This is a genomic window from Pantoea sp. Nvir (assembly GCF_009829915.1).
Lineage (GTDB): Bacteria > Pseudomonadota > Gammaproteobacteria > Enterobacterales > Enterobacteriaceae > Pantoea.
In genome coordinates, this window is the sequence record NZ_SZZW01000004.1 from 125,303 (window position 1) to 150,047 (window position 24,745).

Genomic DNA, 24,745 nt, shown 5'->3' on the forward strand with positions numbered 1-24,745 from the left:
ACCTCGCCTTTTTAAGAGAAAGGCGAGGTGGGTACCGAGGCAATATATTCAGAAACTAAAGCATTTCTGATAATAGGAATTAATGACGCATTATGTTGTCTAATACACATAGAACGAACAATAATCAGCAGGAAATTGTGCCGCGTCATATTGCCATTATTATGGATGGCAACGGTCGTTGGGCTAAAAATCAGGGGAAAATGCGTATTGCCGGCCATAAGGCAGGCATAAAGGCTGTGCGTCGTTCTATCAGTTTTGCAGTTATCAATAATATTGAAGCACTTACTCTCTACGCTTTTAGCAGTGAAAACTGGAGTCGACCAGCCCAAGAAATCACGGCGCTGATGAGGCTATTCGTTCGGGCTCTCGATAGCGGAATAAAAAGCCTACACGAACATAACGTGCGTGTCCGTATTATAGGTGATATGAGCCGTTTTAGTAATCTTATTCAGGAGCGTATTCGTTACGTTGAGAAATTAACTCAGCAAAATAGTGGACTCATTCTCAATATCGCTGCTAATTATGGAGGACGTTGGGATATTATTCAAGGAGTTAAAAAACTTGCAGAACAAGTTAAGAACGGATTGTTGCGTCCAGAAAAGATCACTGAAGAAATACTATCTATGCATCTTTGCATACAGGAACTTGTTCCAGTGGATTTAGTGATAAGAACTGGGGGAGAACATCGGATTAGTAACTTCCTGTTGTGGCAAATTGCCTATGCTGAGTTGTATTTTACAGACGTTTTATGGCCTGATTTTAATGAACACGCTTTTAAAGGTGCGTTGAATGCATTTTCTCTTCGGGAACGTCGTTTTGGTGGTACCGCCCCAGGCGGTGTCTGAGTAAACGTGGGGTAACCTTTGTTAATGTCTCGTCTGATTGTTGCACTCATTCTAATACCATTAGTTATTGGGGGGTTATTCTGGTTACCTCCTGTTGGTTTTGCGATTACGATAATGATTATCTGTATGCTGGGAGCATGGGAATGGGGCCAACTAGCTGGTATAGCACCGCGGCAGCGTATCTTACTGCCTATATTGTACGGTCTGCTGCTAACAGCAATGCTCTTTACTCTACACTTTGACCAGCGTGACATACATCTGATGAAGGTTGCCCCCTTGATTTGGCTGGCATGGTGGGTGGTGGCGCTATGCTTAGTGCTCTCCTATCCAAAATCAGCATCCTTGTGGCGCCATTCACGTTCTTTACGCTTGTGTTTTGGTATGCTCACACTTACCCCTTTTTTTTGGGGGATGATAGCTCTCCGTCAATATTGCTACAACAGAGATCACTATATCGGTTCATGGTGGCTGCTTTTTATCATGTTTATGGTCTGGGGAACAGATTCAGGAGCCTACATATTTGGTAAATTGTTCGGGCAACATAAATTAGCGCCAAAAGTATCGCCAAGAAAAACTTGGGAAGGTTTTTGGGGAGGTATTACTTCCTCAGTGCTGTTAGCTTGGCTATTTACCATCTTTACGCCATTGAATATTTCTGCCAGGACATTGATGGTTTTCACCTTATTAGCACCGCTTTCTTCGGTATTAGGCGACCTGACAGAAAGTATGTTTAAACGTGAAGCGAAAATTAAAGACAGTAGTAACTTGATTCCGGGTCATGGCGGAATTCTAGATCGAATCGACAGTTTGACTGCCGCGGTACCAGTTTTTGCCTGTTTACTGTTGCTAGTGTTCCATACCCTCTGAGGACAGGCGTAGATGCTAAGTATGCTGTGGAGTTTTGTCGCCTTTATTATTGCTATTGGAGTGCTGATTACAGTCCATGAGTGTGGACACTTTTTGGTGGCACGTAGCTGCGGTGTGCGTGTAGAGGGTTTTTCGATTGGGTTTGGCAAGGCAATCTGGCACTGCCGAGATCGTCGTGGCACTAAATATGTTATCGCGATGATCCCGCTTGGGGGATATGTAAAAATGCTCGACGAGCGAACACAAAATGTTCCTCCTGAGATATGCCATCAAGCATTTAACAACAAAGCAGTCTGGCAGCGTGCTTCAATTATTGCCGCTGGTCCCGTTGCTAATTTTATTTTTGCTGTATTTGCTTACTGGATCGTTTTTCTCTATGGCGTACCTGGTATAAGACCGGTAGTCGGAGAAATTTTGAACGATTCTGTGGCAGAGAAAGCGCAAATTATCAGCGGGATGGAACTTAAAGCGGTAGATGGTATCGAAACGGCTGACTGGGATGCTGTACGTATGGCGCTAATTAACAAAATCGGTGCTACACACACTGTACTGACTATCTCTAACTTTGGCGAAAAAACGACGCAGCAGAAGGAAGTGGACCTACAGAAATGGGTCTTCGATCTAGACAAAGAAGATCCAATTCTAGCACTTGGCATTCGACCATACGGTCCTAAAATTGAAACTACACTGACTGAAGTTCAGGAAAATTCGCCAGCAAGCGTCGCTGGGTTACAAGCAGGTGATAGGATCATTAAAGTCGATGGTCAGCTTTTAACACAATGGCAAACTTTTGTCACACAAGTACGGGATCATCCAGGTAAAAATATGGATCTAGAAATTGATCGCAGCGGTGAGGTATTACATTTAACTTTAACGCCTCAAGCTAGGTTAGGCGCAAAGCTAGAAGGTTTTGCAGGAGTAGTCCCGCATGTTATACCGTTACCGAACGCATATAAAATAATAAAGCAGTATGACATATTTGCAGCTATTAGTCAGGCTAGCCAAAAAACTTGGCAACTAATGAAATTAACTCTTTCCATGTTGTATAAATTAATGAACGGTGATGTAAAGATTAATAACCTTAGCGGTCCGATTTCAATTGCGCAAGGTGCAGGATTATCTGCAGAATACGGGATGATTTATTATTTGATGTTTTTGGCGTTGATTAGCGTTAACCTTGGAATTATTAACCTTTTCCCTTTGCCTGTGTTAGATGGTGGACATTTGCTTTTTTTGGCGATAGAAAAGATGAAAGGTGGGCCCGTGTCCGAGAGAGTTCAAAACTTCAGTTATCGTATTGGCTCAATACTGCTGGTGTTATTAATGGGGCTTGCACTTTTCAATGATTTTTCACGTCTGTAATAGTTGGAAAGAACACAGGCGCAGGATATGCTAGGAAAATGCGTAATAGACGATGGCGATAAAAAAGTTGTGTATATCCTTGCTGCTTTTTTTTAGCAGCACCACTGTTTATGGTACAGATGATTCCATAATAGATGATTTCGTGATAAAAGATATTCATTTCAAAGGATTACAGCGAGTTAGTATAGGCTCAATTCTGCTGAGCATGCCGGTAAGGATTGGTGATGAAGTGAATAATGAGGATATTAAAGATACTGTTTTCTCGTTATTTTCCACCGGAAACTTTGATGATGTTCAAGTCTTACGCGATAATGACACGCTTATTGTTCAAGTTAAAGAACGCCCTACTATTGCCAGCATTAGATTTACCGGCAATAGAGGAGTAAAAAAAGAAAACCTCAAGAAGAATCTTGAGGTTTTCGGCGTACGTGTGGGCGAAGTGCTCGACCGTACCATGCTATCTTCAATTGAGAAAGGACTTGAAGATTTCTACTATAGCGTGGGTAAATATTCCACTAAAGTAAGAGTGAAGGTTAGACCGTTACCGCGCAATCGTGTAGCGCTAAATCTGATATTTACAGAAGGTATTTCTGCCAAAATTCAGCAAATAAATTTTGTTGGTAACGAAACTTTTAGTTCACAAATACTGCGCACCCGCTTTCAGTTACGTGATGAAGTTCCATGGTGGAATATGATAAGTGATCGTCATTATCAGAAGCAGAAACTGGTGGGTGATCTTGAACGCTTACGTAGTTTCTACCTTGATCGCGGTTATGCTCGTTTCAGCATCACTTCGGCGCAGGTTACTTTAGAGCCTAATAAAAAAAGCCTCTATGTTACACTAGGTATTTTCGAGGGAGAACAGTACAAAATTTCTGGAGTTGTTATCGATGGCAATACGGCAGGTCACTTGGCAGAAATTAAGCGTTTAACAAAAATTCCATTGGGCAAACTCTATAACGCTAGTAAAGTAAGTCAAATAGAAGAGTCTATCAAGAAATTGCTGGGGCGCTATGGTTACATTTATCCAAGCGTGATAACACGGCCGCAAGTTAGTATAAGTAAGAAAACTGTAAATCTGCATATCAGCATAGATGCCGGCAACCGCTACTATGTGCATAAAGTGCGCTTTAAAGGGAATAACATTTCGAAAGACACGGTACTGCGTCGCGAGATGCGTCAGATGGAAGGTGCATGGCTGGGCAGCGACTTAGTAGAAAAAGGTAAAAACCGACTTTACCGTACCAGCTATTTTGACAATGTGGATGTTGACATCCAACGAGTGCCAGGATTGTCCAACCAAGTTGACGTGATTTACAAGGTAACAGAACGCAATACTGGCAACCTTAAATTCGGCATGGGATATGGTACTGGAAGCGGTCTCACTTTTCAGATCGGTTTAGCTCAGGATAACTGGTTAGGTACTGGCAACAAGGTAAGCCTCACCGGCGTCAGAAACAACTATCAGACCTATGTTGAGCTATCAGAAACTGATCCATACGTGACGGTGCACGGCGTTAGTTTTGGAAATCGCGTTTTCTATAATAAATTTAAAGCAAATGAAGCGCAACTATCCGACTATTCTAACGAGAGTTACGGAATGGATAGCACGTTAGGCTTTCCAATTAATGAAAATAATACTCTGCGTTTAGGGTTAGGCTACGTGCATAATGGCCTCTCTAATATGAAGCCGCAGGTGGCGATGCGCCGCTACTTCGAATCCGTTAACAATAATGAGAAATTTAAAGAAGAAAGGAAATTCTTTACAAATGATGCCACCTTTAACTACGGGTGGACGTATAGCACCTTGGATCGCCCCTTCTTCCCTAATATGGGTCACTGGGTTAACCTAAGCAGTAAAATCACGATTCCAGGATCAGATAATAGTTTCTATAGAGCAATGCTGGATACCCATCAGTATATATCGCTTACAAAAGATCATTCTTGGGTACTGCTAGGTCGTGGTCGAATTGGTTATGGCGATGGTCTAGGTGGCAAACAGATGCCTTTTTATGAGAACTTTTACGCAGGTGGAACCAGCACAGTACGCGGCTTCCGATCCAACACTATCGGTCCGAAAGCAGCTTATTATTACACTGCGTTGTCGAAATGTTTTCAGAACAATAAGGATCTCTTCTTATGTAAGTCAAGCGATGCGGTAGGAGGAGATGCCGTAGCGGTTGCCAGCCTAGAACTGCTTACTTTTCCACCGTTCCTGAGCGATAAATATTCACATTCAGTGCGTACTTCGCTGTTCGTGGATGCCGGGACTGTTTGGGATACCAAATGGCAAAATACGATTGCAACCTCTGCAGCTGGTATCCCAGATTATAGCAATCCAAACAATATACGCGTTTCGATTGGTGTTGCGCTACAGTGGATATCTCCAATGGGACCGCTAATCTTCTCCTATGCACAGCCAATCAAGAGAGCAGAAGGGGATAAATCAGAACAGTTTCAATTTTATATAGGCAAAACTTGGTAAGGTTTCAAGCACAGCAGCACAATCTGAAATGTTCTTACCGAACTGCAGATGATGGTGTTCTCTAGTAAATACTGTGTCGTTGATACAAACATTGATGGTAAGGAGTTTATAATGAAAAAGTTGTTATGTGCTTCATGCCTTAGTCTTGCTTTAGCAGTTTCTACAGGTACTCAGGCTGCTGACAAAATTGCAGTAGTCAACATGTCCAGTATTTTTCAACAGTTACCGCAACGTGCAACTGTTGCTAAACAATTAGAAAACGAATTCAAAGGACGTGCGACTGAACTACAGATCCAGGAACGAGATCTACAAACCAAAATGCGGCGTCTGCAGCACAATCATTCAGCTATAAAGGCCAACGAGCGTAGTCGTATGGAAAAAGACATTATATCTCAGCGCGAAGCCTTTTCCTCTAAAGCTCAGGCTTTTGAAGAAGATAACAGGCGTCGTCAAATAGAAGAACGTAATAAGATAATGAATCGTATTCAGGACGCCGTAAGGAAAGTAGCGAGAAAACAGGGTTATGAGGTAGTAATCGACGCTACTGCTGTAGCTTACGCATCTAATTCGAAAGATATTACCGCTGATGTATTGAAACAGGTTAAATAATTGATGTCATTAATGCGATTGGCTGATTTGGCACAACAGTTTGATGCAGAATTATACGGAGATGGTGAGATTGCCATCTCTAGTATTGCTTCTATGCAATCTGCCCAAACCGGCCAAATCACGTTTCTTAGTAACAGTCGCTACCGCGAGCAGCTTTTACAGTGTCGGGCATCAGCTGTGGTATTGACGGAAGCAGATATGAAGTGGTGTCATACAGCTGTACTAGTGGTGAAAAATCCTTATCTAACCTATGCACGCATGGCTCAGTTGTTGGATACGACACCGCAGCCTGCGCAGAACATTGCGCCCAGTGCAGTGATCCATCCTAGTACAGTGCTGGGACAGCATGTCTCTATTGGTGCCAATGCAGTGATCGAATCTGATGTTGTACTGGGTGATAACGTAATGATTGGTGCAGGCTGCTTTGTCGGTAAAAAAACTCGAATCGGCAATAACAGCCGTCTCTGGGCCAATGTCACGATCTACCATGAAATTGAAATTGGTCGGAATTGTTTGATTCAGTCAGGTACGGTGATTGGTGCGGACGGATTCGGCTATGCTAACGATAATGGTAAGTGGGTGAAAATCCCTCAGCTTGGCGCTGTAATTATAGGTGATCACGTAGAAATTGGATCCTGTACTACCATTGATAGAGGTGCGTTGGATAACACTCTAATCGGCAATGGTGTTATCATAGATAACCAGTGTCAAATTGCACATAATGTGGCCATTGGCGATAATACTGCAGTTGCAGGTGGTGTAATTATGGCGGGTAGTTTGAAGATTGGTCGATACTGTATTATTGGTGGCGCTAGCGTCATTAACGGTCACATGGAAATTTGTGATAAGGTGACTGTTACCGGCATGGGTATGGTTATGCGGCCTATCACAGAGCCTGGAGTATACTCATCGGGTATTCCGCTTCAACCTAACAAAACTTGGCGTAAAACTGCAGCGTTGGTGATGCACATTGATGATATGAGCAAGCGCTTAAAGGCCATAGAGCGAAAAATTAGTAGCAAAGACGAATAAATTTCATATATGTGTGACTTCTCTCTAATAAAAATTTCTAAGTAGGAAGTTAGGCGCCATCGAACAGATTTCGGCCTGCAGAGGATCGTATTGATACTATGCAGGCCGTATTATTGATGTCATCGTATTTTTAGGATAGGAAGAGTATTTTGACTACTGAAACTCATGCTCTGAAAATTGAAGAAATTTTAGAGCTTCTGCCTCACCGCTATCCTTTTTTGCTGGTCGATCGTGTGCTGGAATTTGAAGAACATAAATATCTTCGCGCAGTAAAGAACGTCTCTGTAAACGAACCGTTTTTCCAGGGGCATTTCCCTGGTAAACCGATTTTTCCTGGCGTTCTTATCCTCGAAGCGATGGCGCAAGCTACAGGTATCCTGGCATTTAAAAGCGTTGGGAAATTGAAGATAGGCGAAACTTATTATTTTGCTGGTATCAACGCAGCCCGTTTCAAACGCCCGGTAGTGCCGGGCGATCAAATGATCATGGAAGTAACTTTCGAGAAAACCCGACGAGGTTTAACGCGCTTTAAAGGCATAGCTACCGTTGACGGAAGAATTGTCTGTGAAGCGATCATGATGTGTGCCCGTAGCCGGGAGGCATAATGTGTGATTAATTCCATTGCTACTATTCATCCTAGTGCCATTATCGAAGATGGGGCGGTTATTGGTCCTAATGTTCAAATTGGTCCATTCTGTTTTATTGGCGCACATGTAGAAATTGGTGAAGGTACAGTCCTAAAATCTCATGTAGTCATCAACGGCCATTCGAGAATCGGGAAATATAACCAGATTTATCAGTTCGCTTCTCTTGGTGAGGTGAATCAAGATCTTAAATATTCTGGAGAATCAACGCGCATTGAAGTAGGCGATCGCAACCGCATTCGTGAAAGTGTAACTATTCATCGAGGGACCGTGCAGGGCGGTGGTATTACGACAGTTGGCAGCGATAACTTACTAATGGTTAATGTGCATATTGCGCACGACTGTGTGATTGGGAACCGCTGCATCTGCGCCAATAACGCTACATTGGGAGGTCACGTTACCGTAGACGACTTTGCAATTATAGGTGGCATGACAGCAGTGCATCAGTGGTGTACTATAGGTGCGCATGTGATGATCGGCGGTTGTTCGGGGGTAGTGCAGGATGTGCCACCGTACATTATCGCTCAGGGCAACCACGCGACACCTTTTGGTATCAACATAGAAGGGCTAAAACGGTGTGGCTTTAGCAAAGAAGCATTATATGCGATTCGCAATGCCTATAAGGTACTTTATCGCAGTAATAAAATGTTAGAGGAAGCAAAGCAGGAAATCAAAGTACTGGCGAAAAAACATAGCTCAGTGCAGCCATTCTACGACTTTTTTGCGCGTTCTACGCGCGGGCTAATTCGTTAATTTATGTCAGTGCGTCCTCTTACTGTAGCGATAGTAGCTGGAGAAACTTCCGGTGACATTCTTGGTGCCGGACTGATTCGTGCATTAAAAACCCGTCATCCTGACGCTAGATTTGTTGGCGTCTCTGGGCCGAGTATGCAGGCAGAAGGTTGCGAAACTTGGTATGAGATAGAAGAACTATCAGTTATAGGTATATTAGAAGTGCTAGGCCGATTACCGCGCCTGGTGAAAATCGGCTGTGATCTGACGCAGCGGTTCACTGAACTCAGGCCAGATGTTTTCGTCGGTATTGATGCGCCAGACTTTAATATTATTTTGGAGGGGAGGCTAAAGCGTAATGGTATCCGCACTATTCACTATGTTAGCCCCTCTATCTGGGCATGGCGCAAAAAGCGTGTCTTTAAAATTGGACGTAATACTCATTTAGTGCTCACCTTTTTACCGTTTGAAAAAGCTTTCTATGATCGCTTTCATGTACCCTGCCGCTTTATAGGGCACACTATGGCCGATGCAATACCGTTACAACCTGATAAACAGGCCACGCGCTTCAAGCTAGGAATTTCCGACCAGGCGCTTTGCCTTGCGCTGTTGCCCGGCAGTCGTCATACCGAAGTAGAATTGCTTAGCCCAGTCTTTTTAAAAACGGCGCTGCTGCTACGTGTTCGTTGGCCGTCCCTGGAGATTATAGTACCACTTGTCAATGAAAAACGACGTGCACAATTTAAACACATCAAAGAAAAAATCGCCCCTGAACTTCCTATACATCTGCTAGATGGTAAAGGTCGCGAGGCGCTTATTATAAGTGACGCTGCGATTTTAGCAGCGGGTACAGCTACGTTGGAGTGTATGTTAGCAAAATGTCCTATGGTAGTAGGTTATCGTATGAAGCCCTTTACCTTCTGGCTCGCTAAACGATTAGTAAAAACACCTTACATATCCCTCCCCAATTTACTGGCAGGACGAGAGCTAGTAAAAGAGCTATTGCAGGAAGATTGTGAGCCACATGCATTGGCAGCGGCGCTGGAGCTAATATTGCATGATGGCCCGACACGTGATGAACTATTCAATGTTTTCAGCGAATTGCATCAGCAGATTCGTTGTAATGCCGATGAGCAAGCGGCAGATGCCGTACTGGAGATTGCTAATGGCTAATTTTTTTTATCCTAATGGCTGCTTGATTGCTGGTGTTGACGAGGTAGGGCGTGGTGCCCTAGTGGGCCCAGTCATCACATCGGCAGTAATCCTCGATCCTTCTAATGTAATCAAAAATCTGGCTGATTCGAAAAAACTATCGGAAAAACGGCGCCTATCTTTATTCAAAGAAATTAAAGATAAAGCTATTTTATGGAGTATCGGTCGGGCAGACTCGGAAGAGATCGATAACCTTAATATCCTGCGTGCTACTATGTTAGCAATGCAACGGGCGGTAGCAAATTTAGCATTGACACCTGATTTCGTACTGGTGGATGGCAGTTGCTGTCCCACTCTACCAATGCCGTCGCAGGCAGTGGTAAAAGGTGATAGCTTAGTCGCTGAAATCAGCGCAGCATCGATTATAGCTAAAGTAACTAGAGACCGTGAAATGGCAGAGCTGGATCTGCTTTTTCCTGAGTATTGCTTCGCGCAGCACAAAGGCTATCCAACCGCACTACATGTAAAGAAACTAATGCAACACGGCGCTACTTCGTGGCATCGTCGCAGCTTTGCACCGGTGCATAACGCTATCACTAAAATCGACGGATTGCCAGCTAGTCAGCCAGCTACGCTTCAGTAATTCACTGCTGTTTTTTACCTGGAAACTAACATGGTCCAACCCCGTTTTATACATCTGCGTGTCCACAGTGATTACTCTATGGTCGATGGTCTGGCTAAAATTGGGCCTCTGGTCAAAAAGGCGTCTGCATTAGGTATGCCGGCTATTGCTCTTACGGACTTTACTAATCTATGCGGTCTGATACGTTTTTATGGTAGTGCGCATAGTGCTGGGATAAAACCGATTATTGGCGCAGACTTTAACGTTGCCAGCGATTTGATAAGCGATGAGCTAACGCAACTGACGGTACTGGCGGCTAATAATATTGGCTATCAAAATCTGATTCTATTAATTTCGCGTGCCTACCAGCGTGGGTATGGTATTGCTGGACCGGTTATTGATCGGAACTGGCTAGCTGAACTAGGTGAAGGGTTCATTCTGCTTTCTGGGGGACGTCGCGGCGACGTAGGACGCAGCCTGCTACGCGGAAATAGTACATTGGTCGCTCAGTGCTTAAGTTTTTATCAAGAGCATTTTCATGATCGCTATTACCTTGAATTAACTCGTACTGGTCGCGTAAACGAGGAAACCTACTTACATGCTGCGGTGGAGTTAGCTGTTACTGAAGGAGTGCCGGTAGTCGCTACGAACGAAGTTTGCTTCCTTAATGAAGATGATTTTGACGCACATGAAATACGGGTGGCCATCCATGATGGATGTACACTAGACGATCCCAAACGTTCTCAAAACTACAGTCCTCAGCAATATATGCGCAGCGAAGAGGAAATGTGTGAGCTTTTCTCGGATATCCCTGAAGCACTGGAAAATAGCGTAGAGCTTACTAAGCGTTGTAACGTTACAGTACCTCTTGGCCAGTACTTTCTGCCACGGTTCCCGACTGGCCACATGACTGTTGAAAAGTTTTTAGTAATGAAATCACGCGAAGGCTTGGAAGAACGTCTTCAGTTTCTTTTTTCTAATTTGACATTACGTACGCAGAAGCGTCCAGAATATAACAAACGTTTGGAAGAGGAACTTAATGTTATTAATCAGATGGGGTTCCCAGGTTACTTCCTAATTGTAATGGAATTTATACAGTGGTCAAAAGATAACGGCATTCCTGTTGGGCCGGGACGAGGATCTGGTGCAGGTTCATTAGTCGCTTACGCACTGAAAATTACTGATATTGATCCGCTGGCATTTGATCTACTGTTCGAACGGTTTCTTAACCCGGAACGCATTTCCATGCCTGATTTCGATATCGATTTCTGCATGGAGAACCGCGATCAAGTAATTGACCATGTTGCTGAAATTTATGGACGTGAAGCAGTTGCGCAGATCATTACCTTCGGGACTATGGCAGCTAAGGCAGTTATCCGCGACGTTGGCCGCGTACTAAACCATTCCTACGGTTTTGTTGATCGTATCTCTAAGCTAATTCCGCATGATCCTGGCATGACATTGAAAAAAGCTTTTACTGTCGAACCACAACTACTAGCAATGTACGAGAAGGACGAAGAAGTCAAAGTGCTGATAGATATGGCACATAAACTGGAAGGTGTAACGCGCAATGCCAGTAAACATGCAGGTGGCGTAGTGATTGCCCCAACTAAAATCACTGACTTCGCGCCTCTCTACTGCGATGAGCATGGTAATCATCCGGTAACACAGTTTGATAAGAATGATGTAGAAGATGTCGGACTAGTAAAGTTTGATTTCTTAGGCTTGCGTACTCTCAGTATCATTGATTGGGCACTGAAGATGATCAATCTATGTCGGGAGAAACAGAGTCTTCCTCCGATCGCCATCTCTGCCATTCCACTAGATGATAAAAAAAGTTTTGATATGCTGCAGCGTGCAGAAACTACGGCAGTATTTCAGCTTGAATCGCGCGGAATGAAAGATTTGATTAAACGCCTGAAACCTGACTGCTTTGAAGATATGATCGCTTTGGTAGCACTATTCCGACCTGGTCCTCTACAGTCAGGTATGGTAGATAACTTTATAGACCGTAAGCACGGTCGTGAAGTTATCTCCTATCCTGATATTCAGTGGCAGCATGAACGCTTGAAGATAGTGCTTGAACCTACTTACGGCATTATCCTTTACCAAGAACAGGTAATGCAAATTGCCCAGGTACTTTCTGGATATACGCTAGGTGGCGCTGACATACTACGGCGCGCTATGGGCAAGAAAAAACCAGAAGAGATGGCGAAGCAACGCTCAGTGTTTAAAAAGGGCGCAGAAAAGATGGGCATTGATGGTGAACTGTCAATGAAAATCTTCGATTTAGTTGAGAAGTTTGCTGGCTATGGATTCAATAAATCGCATTCTGCTGCATATGCTCTAATTTCCTACCAGACACTGTGGTTAAAAGCGCACTATCCTGCTGAATTTATGGCAGCAGTGATGACCGCTGATATGGATAATACTGAGAAGGTGGTGGGGCTGGTGGATGAATGCTGGCGTATGGGGCTGAAAGTGCTACCGCCTGACATTAACTCCGGACTCTATCAGTTCCACGTCAACGACAACGGCGAGATTGTTTATGGCATCGGAGCAATTAAAGGTGTCGGTGAAGGACCAATCGAGGCGATTATTCAGGCACGTAACCAGAACGGCTACTTTCGTGAGTTATTCGATCTTTGTGCGCGTACTGATACTAAAAAGATCAACCGCCGTGTGATGGAAAAGCTAATAATGTCTGGCGCCTTTGATCGTCTTGGTCCGCACCGTGCGGCACTGATGAGTTCGCTTGGTGACGCTCTTAAAGCAGCAGAGCAGCACTTTAAGGCAGAGTTAATAGGCCAGGCCGATATGTTTGGTGTACTGACTAAAGAGCCAGAACAGGTAGAGAAATCCTATGCTAGCGCATTGCCATGGACGGAACAGGTACAGCTTGATGGCGAACGTGAAACTCTTGGCCTTTACCTTACTGGCCATCCTATTAATCAGTATTTAAAAGAGATTGAGCGATATGTGAACGGTAGGCGTTTGAAGGATATTCATCCTACAGAGCGTGGTGAAATTACCGTTGCTGCCGGTCTAGTAGTCGCTGCGCGCGTGATGGCCACCAAGCGCGGAAGCCAAATTGGTATCTGTACTTTAGACGACCGTTCCGGTCGGCTAGAAGTGATATTATTTACTGATGTATTAGAAAAATACAGAAAGTTTTTAGAAAAAGATCGTATTCTAATCGTGAGCGGACAGGTCAATTTCGATGACTTTAGTAGCTGCCTTAAAATGACAGCTCTCAAAATTATGGACATTAATGAAGCACGCGAAAAATACGCGCGTGGACTTGCTATATCGCTGACCGACAGGCAAATTGATGACCAACTATTAAACCAGCTCCGTCAATATCTAGAGCACCATCGCTCAGGGACAATTCCTGTGAATCTTTATTATCAAAAAGTTGATGCACAAGTAAAGATATGCTTTGGTGCAGCGTGGCGGGTTTCACCTAACGATTGTTTACTCAAAGAGTTGCGTTCGTTGATAGGGTTGGAGCAGGTTAAATTAGAGTTTGACTGAAATAGGAACATTATGAGCCTTAATTACCTAGATTTTGAACGGCCAATTGCTGAACTTGAAGCAAAAATAGATTCACTTACCTCAATTGGCCATCATGATGATGAAAAAATTAATCTAGATGAAGAGGTGCAGCGTCTACGCGGAAAAAGCGTAGAATTAACACGTAAAATCTTTGCCGATTTAGGTGCATGGCAGATTGCACAACTAGCACGTCATCCGCTGCGTCCTTATACGCTGGATTATATTGGTAACGTTTTTTGTGATTTTGACGAGCTGGCTGGTGATCGAGCTTATGCTGATGATAAAGCGATTATTGGTGGTATTGCCCGTTTAGATGGACGCCCTATGATGGTTATTGGTCATCAAAAAGGTCGTGAAATAAAAGAGAAAATTCGTCGTAATTTTGGTATGCCAGCCCCTGAAGGCTATCGTAAAGCGCTACGCTTGATGCTGATGGCTGAGCGTTTTAAAATGCCGCTGATCACTTTTATTGATACGCCGGGTGCGTATCCTGGCCTAGGCGCAGAAGAACGTGGCCAGTCGGAGGCGATTGCTCGCAACTTACGCGAGATGTCAGGTTTGAAAATTCCGGTTATTTGTACAGTGATCGGAGAAGGTGGTTCAGGCGGTGCGCTAGCAATTGGCGTCGGAGATAAAGTGAACATGCTGCAATATAGCACTTACTCGGTCATATCTCCAGAAGGATGCGCCTCAATTCTGTGGAAAAGCGTGGATAAAGCACCGTTGGCGGCGGAAGCAATGGGAATTACGGCTGATCGTTTAAAAGAACTGAAGCTGATCGACTCTATTATCCCAGAACCGCTGGGTGGTGCTCATCGCCAGCCGGTGAATATGGCTCTATCATTGAAAAAGCAATTGTTGATAGATCTTGCTGAGCTTGACATGCTGAATAATGAAGAGCTACTGAATCGTCGTTATAAACGTCTGATGAGCTACGGGTACTCCTGATAGTAATCTGATTGCATATTGAATGGATTATGAACAAAGGAACGAAGATATCTGGTCCACTTGATTTTTCTTTTACAGAGCGAGAAAGAATTCCTATATCAATCATAGCATGATCCTATCCTTGTCCTATCCTTAGATAGGGTTGTCAATGCACATGAAAAAGAGGAGAGGTGCGCAATTGAATATTCTCGCGAATATGAGATTATACGACATCTGGCATAAAGAAGAACCGAAGTATGATCTACATAAGATGCTATCTTTGCAGGATTTTCAGTTTATCTATCCAAAAAATATTGGAGATCTGCTAAAATTGATAGAACATAACCCACGTATTTGTGGCGTTATTTTTAATTGGGATACGCATAACAGCTTGAAACTCTGCGCCGATATTAGTCATCTTAACGAGTACCTACCTCTCTATGCCTTTATTAAAACCTATTCGAAGTTGAATGCGAGCGTCAATGACATGCACATGACATTGCATTTTTTCGAATATGAGCTGAACTCGGCTGAGGATGTTGCTTTGCATATCCGCAAGTATACTGATGACTACATCGATCATATAACCCCGCCACTTACAAAAGCTCTTTTTAGGTATGTGAAAGAGGATAAATATACTTTTTCTACTCCAGGTCATATGGGCGGCGCCGCCTTTAAGAAAAGCCCTGTCGGGAGTCTTTTCTATGATTTTTTCGGTGCCAACACATTAAAGGCTGATATTTCAATTTCTGTGAAGGAACTCGGTTCATTGCTCGATCATACTGGACCGCATTTGGAAGCTGAAAAGTACATCGCCAGAACTTTTGGAGCAGAACAGAGCTATATAGTGACCAACGGTACGTCGACCTCAAATAAAATAATCGGCATGTATGCCGTACCAGCTGGTAGCACGGTTTTAATCGATCGCAATTGTCATAAATCGCTAGCCCATTTACTCATGATAAGTGATATTATACCGATCTGGCTGAAGCCAACTCGCAATGCATTAGGTATTCTAGGGGGCATACCTAAACGAGAATTTTCTCGCGTAAATATCAAGAAAAAAGTAATTAGCACTGCACGAGCTAGTTGGCCAGTCCATGCGGTTATTACTAATTCGACTTATGATGGCCTATTATATAACACTCAGTACATCAAGCAAACTTTAGATGTCTCTTCAATCCATTTCGACGCTGCTTGGGTGCCCTATACCAATTTCCATGTAATTTATACTGGGAAAAGTGGAATGAGTGGCGAGCGTACACCCGGTAAGGTGATCTATGAAACCCAGTCAACGCACAAACTACTGGCTGCTTTCTCACAAGCTTCACTGATCCATATTAAAGGAGATTACGACGAGCACACCTTTAACGAAATTTATATGATGCATACTACTACTTCACCTAATTACGCAATTGTGTCGTCAATTGAAATAGCTGCCGCTATGCTGCATGGTAATCCAGGTAAACAGTTGATCAACCACTCGATAGAACATGCACTGCACTTTCGTCAAGAAATCAAGAGATTACGAGAAGCATCTGATGGTTGGTTTTTTGATATCTGGCAACCTGAATATGTAGCCAAAGCTGAATGCTGGCCGATTCAGCCAGGATGCGAGAATTGGCATGGCTTTACTCAGGCGGATGCTAATCATATGTATCTTGATCCTATTAAGGTCACTATTTTAACACCGGGTATGCACTATCTCGGCGAAATGGATGAAGAGGGCATTCCTGCTGCGCTAGTAGCAAAATTTCTCGAAGAGCGCGGAATTGTGATAGAAAAAATAGGGTTTTATAACCTCTTATTTCTTTTTAGTATCGGTATCGGTGATACCCAGGCAATGAGTTTGGTGTTTTGCCTGACGGAATTTAAGCGTGCTTACGATCTTAATCTTTATGTGAAAAATATGTTTCCGAATCTTTATAGTAAATATCCTAACTTCTATTATAATATGCATGTCCAGACACTGGCGCATGGAATCCACCAGCTAATCCGCAAGTATGATTTATCACACCTTATGCTGAAAGCGTTCGAGGTATTGCCGGAGATGAAGATGACGCCGCACCAAGCGTTACAGAATCAAGTACAAGGCAAGATAGAAACAGTGGATCTTAGACAATTGATTGGGCGCGTTTCGGCCAACATGATCCTACCTTATCCGCCTGGTGTGCCACTAGTGATGCCAGGTGAGATGATCACTGAAGAGAGCCGTACAGTGCTTGATTTTCTTCTAATGCTCTGTACCGTTGGACGCTGCTATCCAGGATTCGAAACTAATATTCAAGGCGCAATGCTCACGGAAAGGGGTGACTATCTTGTACGAGTATTAAAAACAACATATTCTAGTTGAAAAAGTAGTGACTTTAGAACACACAGCTTATTGCAAGGTTGCATAGCTAAGGCATTAGTCGTAATTAGAGAAAATACAGATGGATAAGTGATTCATGAAAGGCTTAAAGTCAGTAAACTCAATCTATCTTTTATAGATTATCGCCTTTAGCAGAGCAGAGTATATAAGATATTCTAAAGAACCTATAGCCCCTGATATTTAATGTTTAATCAAATAGGAATTAATCGCGTGGTGCTATACAGAAAGGTGTACCTTGTACGTGCTGTTCCGTATTGATTAGTGAAAAAGAAAAGCAATGCAGTTCTTTTTAGAGAGGATTCTTTGTTACTTAAGTGGTATTGGGTGTAAAATAGCTCATAATAGGTCCTATACGACGTTCCTAATGCTGAAGCATGTCTTATGTCTTTATCTCATCTTACCTCTCTATTACCCACTGATGCCGCTCTGGTTGTTGCATTAAGTGGCGGTCTCGATTCTACGGTTTTACTACATCAGCTTGTTCGTTGGCGGCAGATGCATCCACAAACGTGCTTACGGGCGCTGCATGTTCACCATGGATTAAGTCCTAACGCCGATAGTTGGGCAGCATATTGCCTTGCTCTTTGTAAAGAGTGGCAGTTATGCTGCGAGGTGTTGCACGTAGTCGTTGATTCACACAGAAAGGAGGGTATTGAGGGAGCAGCGCGTAACGTACGTTATCGGGCGCTAACAGCGGCAATGCAGCCGTATGAAATACTGCTGACGGCGCAACATCTTGATGATCAGTGCGAAACTTTGATTCTGGCGCTAAAACGTGGAAGTGGCGTTACCGGCCTAGCGGCGATGCCGGTTCGTTTAGTACGTGGTGGCTACCAACTACTGCGTCCTCTGCTTAGCCATTCACGCAAACAACTCGAATTTTACGCGCGGCAACACCATCTTCGTTGGATCGAAGATGAAAGCAATCAGGAAATCCGGTATGATCGAAGTTTTTTGCGCCAACATTTGCTTCCTAAATTAATGGAACGATGGCCGCACTTCGCTAGGGCATGCTCGCGCAGTGCGGAACTTTGCGGTGAGCAGGAGCAGTTACTGAACGAGCTTCTTGCGGAGCAATTGGCTGAGTTAACGAATGCTAACGGTAGTCTCAATTTTACACCACTTTTACAAATGAGTGAAGCACGTGCTAATGCGCTATTGAGGCGCTGGATTGCTCAACAAAATGCGCCTATGCCATCACGCGCGGCGCTAACTTGTCTGCGCCGTGAGGTGATGCTAAGCTGTGATGAGGCACAGCCACGCTTGCGCTTTGGTCATGCAGAAGCACGGCGCTATCGTGGAATGCTTTACTGGATACCAGTACACGCCTCTTTACGCGACCAGCAACTTTTATGGGATTGTTATGATGATTTATTACAATTACCTCAGGGGCTTGGTGTATTACATGCAAAAAATACGTGTTCTGAATTACGGCAGCCTGAGCCTAATGAGCAAATTAGCATACGTTTTTACGCACAAGGCTACTTTCATATATTAGGTCGGGCTGGTGGCCGTAAGCTCAAGAAATTGTGGCAGGAACTTGCGGTGCCTCCTTGGGAGCGTGAACGTATTCCTCTGATCTTCTATAATCAAACACTTATTTGCGCACCAGGCCTATTCATTACTCGGCAGGGTGCTGCCGTTGATGAAAATGGTTGGCAGGTCATCTGGCAAAAATAAGATTACTTTAGATAGTAATATTAATATTACATAAAATAATTTAATATTGTTCTATATTAATATTAATGTTAACAGAATTACTGCTACTATGGTACGGAAGTGGTTCTTCTGTGGAAAAACCAAAAATGACCTTTTTTGTTACATTTAGCTCAATGTAACTACAGTATTTCTATTTTACTATTCTTTTAAATAAAGAATATTTTTATAGTGCTGACTTATTAGCGAATTTGTTAGGCATATCTACAAAATAGTATCCATAGTTTATGGATTTATTATCTTGGTGTAGTTCTAGATAAACAAACTTATTGTCTGTACTTAATTATTTCTTTATATTTTCCAGGTTTAAGATAATTACTGAGCTAATAATACCTTATTCCGTTTTTTAATTTTTAAAACATGATTCTGCAGAGGACTTATTTGTTTAGGTAATTTAATAATAAAATTAATATATATCAAAATATCTAAAAGCGAAAATTTTCTTATATTTACTAGTAAATAATATTATTTGGTTTTGAAAGTATGTTCATTATAATGATTTTCTATCATCCAATAGATATAAATATAGTCTAATAATGTAATATTATTCCTAATTTTTTATAAAGAAAATCTTGTATTGAACATAATGTTAGTAACAGATTGATGATGAAGAATAATGATACATCAGTCAAATATACGGGATTAAATTGTATACACATGTTCACAATACTAATATTAGTATATTGCTGTATGGCAGTGGTTCTAAGTTGATTAAAACTACAGGCAAGTAACTTTTCTATCTATTATGCCATTACTATCTTTATAGACAACCGCGACCTTTAGCTCATCTATCCCAGTATCTAAGAGAATCGTCATATTAATAATGATTATAGTTTTATCAGTTATCAATCATTTAATATTCTATGCCATATCTATGTTTAAGTTTAAATTATCGCGCTAGATAATCGGGATTATCAATAATTCTTAAAATTATTGATAGAATTTATTTCTAATGGAATCAGAATTCTAATATATGCACTATAATTAAATAGTATCTTCTTACCTGCTTTTCTTTTAGAGAAGGTAAAATCTTTTAGAGAAGGTAAAATTTAAATATGTAATAAAATAGCTTTGCTGCTCCTCCTTGTAAAGGCAGGACATCTTTTAACAGTAAAATTATTAAAATTTAAAAAATATTTTTACTCTTCTTAATTACCTGAATCTAGATTACTAGATATTTAGCTACACTAATGAAGATAGCATTTCTGATCTCTTTCTTTAAAGAAAAAAGACAGTTATTTAAGAAAATTAATTCTTCTTGTGAAGAACAAGATTTTACTTGATTTTTTCTTTATTTATTAATTTTTCGTAAAAATTTACTAAAAATAATTTAATAAAGATGATTTTCCATTGTTGATTAACGATTGATTTTAATTTTAAAAAAATCATTGTTATTTTTTAGGGAAAACGGGCAGGAGTATCCTGCCCGTTAAAAGGTCACTCTTCACTAACAAAAACAGTGCCTAGCTCAGGATGGCTGAAGCTAGCGATGTGATCAAGACGTAACTCGCGTGTTTCACCAGAGAGATCGATAGTCAGGTACTCAACGTTTTTACGTAAAATCATGTCGGTTGCTTTCGCTTTTAGCGCTTCCCCGTTTTTTAGGGTTAGCTCAAGCGTCCAGTGTTTTGCACAGGCGAGTTCCAGGTTGTCGTAGTCATCACAATTAATATGTCTATAGTCTTCATTGTTCCTCAACATAGTCGCTCACCAATAAGTTTGTAGCACCACAGTATGCCTGCTCCCTGACAGAAGAGTTTAGCGCAGAATTTACTGCAATATTATCGCATTCTTTTAGGATGTACCTGTCACGTCTGACACATATCTTAATGTATCCTCCTTGCCAATTTCAGCATATCATTGCTGAATAAATCACAATATTTTACACATTCATCTCTTCAGCAGAGTATAAATACTCTAGTTGTTGAGGGACTGCATCACAGGAATTTCTTGAATTTTAGTTATTGCAAAGCACTATCATGTCAGGGGGAAGCGAAATGAATAAAATCGCTATCGACGCCATATTATTAATAATACGCAAAGTTAATTAAATAAATATGTTAAGAATAAGTAATACAAATTTATGCTTTATAGATAGTTAAATTTCGTATTGCCTTTTTGATAAAAAAGATAAAAAAATAATCTGAATATTGATAACTATCTGCACATAGTTAGTCTATGCTAATGAGCAGCATGTACTAATAAAATCAGTACCTCATCCTCTATACGATTTAATATCTTCTTGTCTTTGCTACATTACTTACAAGTGGATTTTGTTAAAACTGAGGTATCAAACTGCTGATTATGTCGGAAAGCATAGTATAACTGTTAAAACGCAGAAGTACTGCATCAAGAGGCAAACACTGAAATTCTGTAGTTAAGGCAAGACGGCAATTCAGAACAGTCGATGAAATTAATTGAAGAGATGATTCAGTAGAGAAAACTCTAGAGCGCACTAGCTCCGAAGTACTTAGCGAAGGAGGGAGAATGCACTAAAAGTTAAAACATCACGCAGCTCGACTAAATTCAAGTAGAAAATACTTCGAAAATAGTGAAGAAGGAGAATTTATTGCTTGAGGTTGTTTAACAGAAAGTTCACAATTTCTTTCTGCGGTATCATTTCTTTTTCACCGGTGCGACGCTTTTTGTACTCTACATTTTCGTTTCGTAGGTTACGCTCACTGAGCACGATGATGTGTGGTACACCAATCAAATCCATGTCAGCGAACATCACTCCCGAACGTTCTTCACGATCATCAAGAATGATATCAACGCCTTTATCACGCAGGGTATTATAAAGTTCTTCTGCCAACGCCCTAACGCGAAAAGATTTATGCATATTTATCGGCAAGATAGCGACTTCGAATGGAGCTAACGCTACTGGCCAAATAATACCGCGATCATCGTAGTTCTGTTCAATCGCCGCTGCCACTAGACGGGTTATACCGATACCGTAACACCCCATTGTCATAACTTTGTTGCAGCCATCTTCGCTTTGAACAGCAGCTTTCATCGTTTTAGAGTATTTAGTGCCAAGTTGAAAGATGTGGCCCACCTCGATACCACGTTTTATCCGTAATGTTCCTCTACCGTCTGGGCTTGGGTCACCTTCTACTACATTACGGATATCGGCCACAACCGCTTGAGGTAGATCACGTTTCCAATTAATCCCAATGTAGTGTTTGCCATCTATGTTTGCACCAGCACTGAAGTCACTCATATTGTCGACACTGTGATCAGCAATAATCGGTATAGTTAGACCAATCGGACCAAGCGAACCCGGACTAGCACCCACCGCTGTGCGAATTTCATCTTCAGTAGCGAATGTCAGCGGCGATGCAACAATCCCGATTTTTGCAGCCTTGATTTCGTTTAATTCGTGATCGCCACGTACCAGTAGTGCAACCAGTGTATGCATACTCTGGTCACTAGCTTTGACTATTATTGTTTTAACGGTTTTTTCAATCGGCAATTGAAACTGTTCAATTAGATCAGTAATGGTTTTGGTGTTCGGTGTATCGATTTGTGTTAATTTCTGTGTCGGCTTAGGACGACCGCCAGCTGGTGGGATCGCTTCGGCTATTTCAATATTAGCGGCATATAGAGATTCTGTAGAGAAGATTACATCATCTTCACCGCTCTGCGCTAACACTTGAAATTCGTGCGACAATTTGCCGCCTATAGAACCGGTATCTGCCTGAACTGCACGAAAATTGAGGCCCATACGGCTAAAAATATTGCTGTAGGCACGATACATTGCCTCGTAGGTTTCCTGCAGTGACTCTTGTGTAGTATGGAAGGAGTACGCATCCTTCATTATAAACTCACGGGAACGCATTACTCCAAAACGAGGGCGCACTTCATCGCGGAATTTAGTCTGAATCTGATAAAGATTCAGGGGCAGCTGCTTGTAGGAGCTAAGTTCATTACGGATCAAATTGGTAATTACTTCTTCATGCGTTGGGCCGAGTACGAATCGACGTTCATGGCGATCGGTAATACGTAGTAGCTCCTGGCCATACTTTTCCCAACGCCCACTTACTTGCCATAGAGTAGCAGGCTGTACTATCGGCATAGAGATCTCAATAGCACCAGAGTGATTCATTTCCTCTCGTATAATATTTTCGATTTTTTTTAGCACGCGTAGACCATTTGGCAACCAAATATAGAGACCAGAAGCTATTTTACGGATCATACCGGCGCGTAGCATTAACTGGTGGCTAATTACCTCTGCGTTGGAAGGGATTTCCTTCAGAGTGGAGAGTAGATATTGAGTAGTACGCATATTAATATTCTAGTTGAACACAAAATCAATAAAAAAAATTATTAAAAGAAGTTTAACAGTAACGTGATGGACTCGAAAGCATATTATGTATACCCGTGCTAACCACCTAAAAATATGATGTATAATCTTTTTATTATCTTATAGATTTCTATTATTGTCATCATTAATAATGAAGACAATATTTAGGATAGCGTATTAATTTCAAGCAATGGTACGTATATCCATAATATGGAAAATATGACATCCGTTTTCTTTCAGTAAATGAAAGAAGAAGTTCCTGATGTGCGTCATTACTTTTGATTAAGTTCAACTAAAGATTAGTTAACTTGACCTATGTGTAATAAAGTTACCGGAGCTAGTGCCTCTAGTTAAAATGCGACGCTGGTATTGTCTCATAATTATATATTATAAAGTGTCTAGACAGTTGTTTTACGACTGTAGTAGCTAGGATGAATTGATGAGTTTTAAGATTCTTTAAATAATCTAATAACTGGCTTATACAAGGAACCGTTAAATACATTTGAAAATGTATGCACATTATCCATCTGTTAGTGATCCCTCTTTATGTTGTCGAAAAAGTTGTGCTAGATATAGTGACTGAAATGTACTGTCATGATATGCTTTTATATATCAAACATTTGATAATATCAATAAATAGTTTCCTACTGTATTTGAGCAAGCTCACTCACAACTAAAATTAGTTTTACTAGAGTAGAATATTTTTTTGGAATCTTCAAAGTAAGAATTACCTTACTTCTTTTCTGAGAGTCACTTTTTAATTTTAAGTAAAATACATAAAATGGGATATAAAATGAAAGTATTGATCCTTTTCTGCAGCTACGATGGGCAAACGCGTAAAATTGCTTCGTATGTCGCTAGTGTGATAAAGGAACAACAATCAAGTGATGTCTTAAATCTTTTGTATCCCGGATCGATTGACTGGAAACAATACAATCGCGTGTTGATTGGTGCATCAATTCGCTATGGACACCTCCATCCGGAGGTGTCCAAATTCGTTAAAATGCATCTATGCGAACTGCAACAGCGTGTGGGTGGGTTCTTTTGCGTGAACTTAACTGCTCGTAAGTTAAACAAAAATTCTCCGCAAACCAATATCTATACACGTAAGTTCTTATATCAATCGCCCTGGAAACCTGAATATTGTAAAGCCTTCGCTGGCGCGCTGCGTTACCCGCGATATCGTTGGTTCGATCGTATCATGATTCAGCTAATTATGTACATTATGGGTGGAGAAACAGATAGTACAAAAGAAGTGGAGTACACCGACTGGCAACAAGTTGAGCATTTCGCCAGAAAATTTGTTCAATTACCCATTAAATTAGTGTGAACAGCGAAGTATCATGAAAATATAGGACTGAGAAATTACTTTGAAGTTAGTGCTTATCTGCTAAAAAACTTCCTATAATGCATTTTTACTGACACTCGCGAAAGCTAACGGAGTATGATATTCAGGAGACTTAGCAGCTAAGTAACCCGGAGAAAATCTCTGAAAAAAGAGATTGACTCTGAAGAATAAAAGC

Annotated in this window: 18 protein-coding genes; 15 read left to right on the plus strand and 3 right to left on the minus strand. The window is 41.7% G+C overall.

Annotated elements, in window-relative coordinates:
* The first annotated feature begins 92 nt into the window (after positions 1-92).
* The 14 genes from ispU (at position 93) to tilS (ending at position 18,883) form a co-directional block, all read left to right on the plus strand.
* The gene (gene ispU / locus FD729_RS03860) at positions 93-845 is read left to right on the plus strand and encodes a (2E,6E)-farnesyl-diphosphate-specific ditrans,polycis-undecaprenyl-diphosphate synthase (protein WP_159931969.1); all 753 of its coding nucleotides are present in this window, start codon (positions 93-95) and stop codon (positions 843-845) included.
* An 18-nt stretch (positions 846-863) separates the two neighbouring features.
* Positions 864-1,712, plus strand: coding sequence for a phosphatidate cytidylyltransferase (gene cdsA, locus FD729_RS03865; RefSeq protein WP_159931970.1), 849 nt, complete (start codon positions 864-866; stop codon positions 1,710-1,712).
* A gap of 12 nt (positions 1,713-1,724) precedes the next feature.
* Entirely contained in the window at positions 1,725-3,074 is a 1,350-nt protein-coding gene (rseP, locus tag FD729_RS03870; protein ID WP_159931971.1) for a sigma E protease regulator RseP, read from the plus strand.
* Positions 3,075-3,126: 52 nt separating this feature from the next.
* Positions 3,127-5,559, plus strand: a complete 2,433-nt coding sequence (gene bamA / locus FD729_RS03875) for an outer membrane protein assembly factor BamA (protein ID WP_159931972.1) — start codon at positions 3,127-3,129, stop codon at positions 5,557-5,559.
* Positions 5,560-5,670: 111 nt separating this feature from the next.
* A complete protein-coding gene (gene skp / locus FD729_RS03880) occupies positions 5,671-6,168 on the plus strand; it encodes a molecular chaperone Skp (RefSeq protein WP_159931973.1) in 498 nt (165 codons plus the stop codon).
* Positions 6,169-6,171: 3 nt separating this feature from the next.
* The gene (gene lpxD / locus FD729_RS03885; protein WP_159931974.1) at positions 6,172-7,200 is read left to right on the plus strand and encodes a UDP-3-O-(3-hydroxymyristoyl)glucosamine N-acyltransferase; all 1,029 of its coding nucleotides are present in this window, start codon (positions 6,172-6,174) and stop codon (positions 7,198-7,200) included.
* A 149-nt stretch (positions 7,201-7,349) separates the two neighbouring features.
* Positions 7,350-7,805 (plus strand): 3-hydroxyacyl-ACP dehydratase FabZ, encoded by a 456-nt coding sequence (gene fabZ, locus FD729_RS03890; RefSeq protein WP_159931975.1) that lies wholly within the window; start codon positions 7,350-7,352, stop codon positions 7,803-7,805.
* Between the two features lie 3 nt (positions 7,806-7,808).
* On the plus strand, positions 7,809-8,597 hold the full coding sequence (lpxA, locus tag FD729_RS03895) for an acyl-ACP--UDP-N-acetylglucosamine O-acyltransferase (RefSeq protein ID WP_159931976.1): 789 nt from the start codon (positions 7,809-7,811) through the stop codon (positions 8,595-8,597).
* A gap of 3 nt (positions 8,598-8,600) precedes the next feature.
* Positions 8,601-9,749: a lipid-A-disaccharide synthase gene (gene lpxB / locus FD729_RS03900; RefSeq protein ID WP_159931977.1), complete on the plus strand. Its 1,149-nt coding sequence runs from the start codon at positions 8,601-8,603 to the stop codon at positions 9,747-9,749.
* Positions 9,742-10,371 (plus strand): ribonuclease HII, encoded by a 630-nt coding sequence (rnhB, locus tag FD729_RS03905; RefSeq protein WP_159931978.1) that lies wholly within the window; start codon positions 9,742-9,744, stop codon positions 10,369-10,371. The genes lpxB and rnhB overlap by 8 nt, the downstream gene beginning before the upstream one ends.
* Positions 10,372-10,401: 30 nt before the next feature.
* Positions 10,402-13,884, plus strand: coding sequence for a DNA polymerase III subunit alpha (gene dnaE / locus FD729_RS03910; protein WP_159931979.1), 3,483 nt, complete (start codon positions 10,402-10,404; stop codon positions 13,882-13,884).
* 12 nt (positions 13,885-13,896) lie between these two features.
* Positions 13,897-14,853, plus strand: a complete 957-nt coding sequence (accA, locus tag FD729_RS03915; protein ID WP_159931980.1) for an acetyl-CoA carboxylase carboxyl transferase subunit alpha — start codon at positions 13,897-13,899, stop codon at positions 14,851-14,853.
* A gap of 178 nt (positions 14,854-15,031) precedes the next feature.
* Positions 15,032-17,185, plus strand: coding sequence for a lysine decarboxylase LdcC (locus tag FD729_RS03920; RefSeq protein ID WP_159931989.1), 2,154 nt, complete (start codon positions 15,032-15,034; stop codon positions 17,183-17,185).
* 399 nt (positions 17,186-17,584) lie between these two features.
* A complete protein-coding gene (gene tilS, locus FD729_RS03925) occupies positions 17,585-18,883 on the plus strand; it encodes a tRNA lysidine(34) synthetase TilS (protein ID WP_159931981.1) in 1,299 nt (432 codons plus the stop codon).
* 1,473 nt (positions 18,884-20,356) lie between these two features.
* On the opposite strand, the gene rof is transcribed toward tilS, so the two are convergent.
* The 3 genes from rof to proS form a co-directional block, all read right to left on the minus strand.
* Positions 20,357-20,617 carry a Rho-binding antiterminator gene (rof, locus tag FD729_RS03930; RefSeq protein WP_159931990.1) on the minus strand — a complete coding sequence of 87 codons (261 nt, stop codon included), beginning with the start codon at positions 20,615-20,617 and terminating at the stop codon, positions 20,357-20,359.
* Positions 20,604-20,750, minus strand: a complete 147-nt coding sequence (locus FD729_RS03935) for a YaeP family protein (protein ID WP_370461871.1) — start codon at positions 20,748-20,750, stop codon at positions 20,604-20,606. The genes rof and FD729_RS03935 overlap by 14 nt, the downstream gene beginning before the upstream one ends.
* Positions 20,751-21,485: 735 nt before the next feature.
* Complete coding sequence (proS, locus tag FD729_RS03940; RefSeq protein WP_159931982.1) at positions 21,486-23,204, minus strand: proline--tRNA ligase; 1,719 nt, start codon at positions 23,202-23,204, stop codon at positions 21,486-21,488.
* Between the two features lie 811 nt (positions 23,205-24,015).
* On the opposite strand from proS, the gene hemG reads away from it, so the two are divergent.
* Positions 24,016-24,552: a menaquinone-dependent protoporphyrinogen IX dehydrogenase gene (gene hemG / locus FD729_RS03945; RefSeq protein WP_159931983.1), complete on the plus strand. Its 537-nt coding sequence runs from the start codon at positions 24,016-24,018 to the stop codon at positions 24,550-24,552.
* The last annotated feature ends 193 nt before the right edge of the window (positions 24,553-24,745 follow it).